Annotated in this window: 3 protein-coding genes and 1 pseudogene; all 4 read right to left on the bottom strand. The window is 56.5% G+C overall.

Annotated features, from left to right (window positions below; translation table 11 throughout):
• Nucleotides 1-136: pseudogene (locus NKH67_RS33765) on the bottom strand (IS21 family transposase); the annotation flags it as partial.
• A 494-nt stretch (nucleotides 137-630) separates the two neighbouring features.
• A complete protein-coding gene (locus NKH67_RS33760) occupies nucleotides 631-1755 on the bottom strand; it encodes a porin (protein ID WP_353033059.1) in 1125 nt (374 codons plus the stop codon).
• A 383-nt stretch (nucleotides 1756-2138) separates the two neighbouring features.
• Entirely contained in the window at nucleotides 2139-2786 is a 648-nt protein-coding gene (locus tag NKH67_RS33755) for an antitoxin Xre/MbcA/ParS-like domain-containing protein (RefSeq protein WP_353033057.1), read from the bottom strand.
• Between the two features lie 139 nt (nucleotides 2787-2925).
• Nucleotides 2926-3656, bottom strand: a 731-nt coding sequence (locus NKH67_RS33750; RefSeq protein ID WP_353033055.1) for a N,N-dimethylformamidase beta subunit family domain-containing protein, incomplete at its 5' end; no start/stop codon positions are given.

The raw sequence follows: 3656 nt of genomic DNA, 5'->3' as shown, positions 1-3656 counted from the left end.
ATTCCTTCGCAAGTCGCTTCGCTCCCCAGCCAAGCTCATGCAGCCGCAGCATCGCTGCCACTTCTTCAGGCTGAAGCATCTCCTCTCCCTGCATCGTTCTCGACAATGCAGGAATCGCCGAAATCTCAACCGTCATCCATGCCTCCTCTCATAACCGAGGGGGTCAGTTCTTCATTTCGTCAGGGGGTCAGTTTCTCAATTCGGCCGACACCATTGGCTGTCAACATTTTTCAATCGCACGTCATTCGGTTCTCCGGCAACCACCTTCGTCTTCCGTTTCAGGAATCAAGAGCGAATGACAGTGGAAGTCCCAAGCCGCTGTACCGCTCTGTAGACAACAACTTCCCCCCAACGTGACATCAGATTTTCTGACAGCAGGTCGTCGCTACACGACGGCAATCCCTTCGAACCAGTCAGAATGCTCGACGCTCTAGAATGAAGGGTGCCTTGGTCAAGGGCACCCTTCGCATCGGCGGCAGGCTTCGATCCGGGGAGTACGGACCTTAGCATTCTGGGAGGAGCCGCCGATGAGCTGTTTGGTATTCCGCGTCGCCAACGGTGGCTGGACCGGCGAAGCTTGATGCCCGCAACAGCAATGCTGCGGGCACCATGGTTCAATGGTGTGATCCGCTAGAACGAGCGCTGGAAGCGAAGGATGCCGCCGATGTTGTTTTCCTTGTCGGCATTGGTCCAGTTGGTGACGGTGTCTTCGCCGACATGCAGGTAGTCGACTTCGGCGGTGACCTTTAGGCCCTTGACGATTTCATAGGCAATGTTCGCCGCAACGCCGAAGTTCTTGCCTTCGTCATAAGAGAGCTGGGCGTTGAACGAGGTCTTCTCGTTGATGGTATAGGTACCACCGCCCCACACTGCCCAGTTGCCGCTCCACTGCTTGTAGAAGCCGCGACCACTAGCGTCGATTGCGTTGATCGCATTATCCAACAGATTGTCGTCGGTACCATAGCCGCCCATGATGAAGAGCGACAGATTGTCCATCGGCTTGACGTCCAGGCGAACCTTGCCTGCCACTTCTTCATAGTTGCTGTCATAGGCAACGACGCCGGTGACGGCGCCCCAGCCCTGCGTATACTTCACGCCGCCGACGACATGCGGAACGTAGCTGTCGATCGTGCCGACTGCGCCAGAGCCCTCTTCGAGCGAGACCACGGCCGAGAAGCCGTTGCCGGCGTCGAAGTAGTACTGGACGACGTTGGTGTCGAAGTTGCCGTAGGGAACCAGTGTATCCTGAACGACGTTGCCAGCGTATCCGATGAACGAATTGAAGGCCGAGTCGTCCTTGCCGACGCGCAGCCCACCGAGTTGGATCCAGGCCATTTTCAGCGTGACGCCCTTGTCAAAGGCAGCATTGCTGGTTGCGGTGTTGCCGAAATTGAAGCGGGTCTCGGTGTAGGTCTTCAAGGTCCCGAGTTCGGTTTCCTGGCCGGTCCAGGTCTTCAGCGTGAAGCGGGTGTTCTTCTTCCAGGTATCCTGGACATCGCCGTCCTGGCGGTCGGTTGCTTGGGCACCGTCGAACGAGCCAATATCGCCAGCACCGATGTCATAGCGGATATAGCCGCCAATGCGCAGGCAGGTTTCAGTGCCAGGGATGTAGAAGTAGCCGGCACCATAGACGTCGCAGATCTTGACGTATTCGGCCGGTTCGGGCTCGGCGACGACAACCGCATCAGCGGCGCGCGCGCCGGTGACCGCGGCCAAAGCCGCAGCGGAGCCGAGAAGAAGGCTCTTGATGTTCATTTTGATCTCCACTCAAAAGATTAAAAAAAGGGCAGGGTATCCTTGCTGAAAGACAGCACCCCTCCCCATTCCCCACGATCGAGAAACCATGCGCATCGCGCTGCTCTCTCGCAGTTTGACGCTACCGGTCGTCGTGATTTATTCAAGACGTATAGCAAGCGCAGCAACGCTATCCATAATAACAGTTGCAGTTATGTCACGAAAATCGAAGTATATATTGTACTAATAGTATAGATTATACAAATAGAACAATCTGCACAATTGGACAAATGTCGCGAGATACACCATTCAATTCGGAGTGGTGCGCGCGCGTCTACACGAGCAGGCGCAGTGGCCAGCCTATTGCCGGTGCATTGATTTGCAGGTGGTTTCGTCAGCTGGCGTTATGTCGAGACAAAATCTCGCGCGGCCAAAATGACTTCTTCAGCCAGGTCTTGCCTGAGCATTTCTATGGGAACGCGACCATCGAGAAGAGGCGAAGGGCGGATAAGCCAAAGCCACGCCGGTCTGGGATTGGCAATCAAGGAGAGCACTTGTCGTATCCCCGGCGCAGGCCTGCCGTCGATGAATTGAGCCAACGGGAACACATGCTTGCGTGCGCCTTTCCGCAACGCAACTACATCGTTGTGCCGTTGCCACCAATGCAATGTGGATCGCGGTATGCCGAAATGTTGTTCCAGATATGTTGGCCCTGCAACCTGACCCGCCCAGTCTTCAATGCGCAGGCAATCGCTTTGCTGATCCCGCACTTTTACTGCGCACCCATGCGCGCCCTCGGTGCGCACCGTGAGCGGAGCCGCCTCCCGGGCGCTGGCATCGAAAAATCGCGCTGCTCCGGCTGCGAGCCCGTGAACAAACTTGGAGGCCAAGGCTGTCAAATCGTCATGAATCGCTTGTTCGTGAGCCGAAAGCAAATCGGCAGCAGCGATAATTGTATTGTGCTGAGCCAGAACGCGCTGGACCTCTTTTGCTACCAAGCTTGAAAGCTCGTCCTGGCGAGGCTCATTTCCAAAATTATATGATTTTGTCATGTGTGGCTCCCCCTGCCCCGTAAGAGTCCGGTTGAGTGCCTGCGCGATCGAATTGTGATTATGGGCTATGTTGTGGGCACAAGAGATACCCACCTTCGGAGAAGCCTGCTCCAACCGGTATAACTTCGCCACAGCGCGTTTAGTCCGGCATTTGAAACGGCCTCGGGTCACGGAAGCGGCGTAGCACGTTATCGGAAATACGGGCGACATTGTTGGCGTAGTCAGCGTGCGGCAGACAGCTGCCCCACGCAATTGAGCCGACCGAAAAGACGGCTCCGCCTGCGGGTGTCTCGAAGAACGTCATATCGGCACGAATGGGCTCTCTCGGGGCATCGTTCCAAAGCGCGGTGAAGAACTCGCTTCCACTCATCCCGCGCATGTATGAACTGGTATGGCCCTCTGAAGCCGCAACCACAAGGGCATGGCGAGGGGTTCCAAGCCCTTGATCCACCACGTCAACCTCAAGACCTGCAGCTCCGCCCAAAATACCAAAATCGCCAAAGATATTCTCGGTGATGCCTTCCAAGATGAAGCGCGCCCGCGGATCGTCACCCGCCGGCAGGCGACGATAGTAACTGCAGCGGTCAAAAGCCTCGGTCCGATATCCTACGCCAACAAGTGACTGTTCGGGTCTCCCCAGATCCCTCCATGCACCACAGAGCCGGCCTGTAAAGCTGGTGTGGGCGTCGCCCGCGTCGACCCGGCCCATCTTTGAATTGCGCCGCCTTAACTCGACCAAGCCGTGTCTTTGGGGATGGAAATCGATGGTGTGGTAAAACCCATTGCCGCCGAGATACATGAGCCGCCCACCCTTGGCTAGAAAGCCGTCGAGAGCCTGCAACATCGGTAGCGACCAATACTCCGGATGAC

The sequence above is a fragment of the Mesorhizobium sp. M0968 genome (genome assembly GCF_040319065.1).
Classification (GTDB): domain Bacteria; phylum Pseudomonadota; class Alphaproteobacteria; order Rhizobiales; family Rhizobiaceae; genus Mesorhizobium.
The sequence above is the reverse complement of the archived record's forward strand: the minus strand, read 5'-3'. Positions and strand labels throughout refer to the sequence as shown.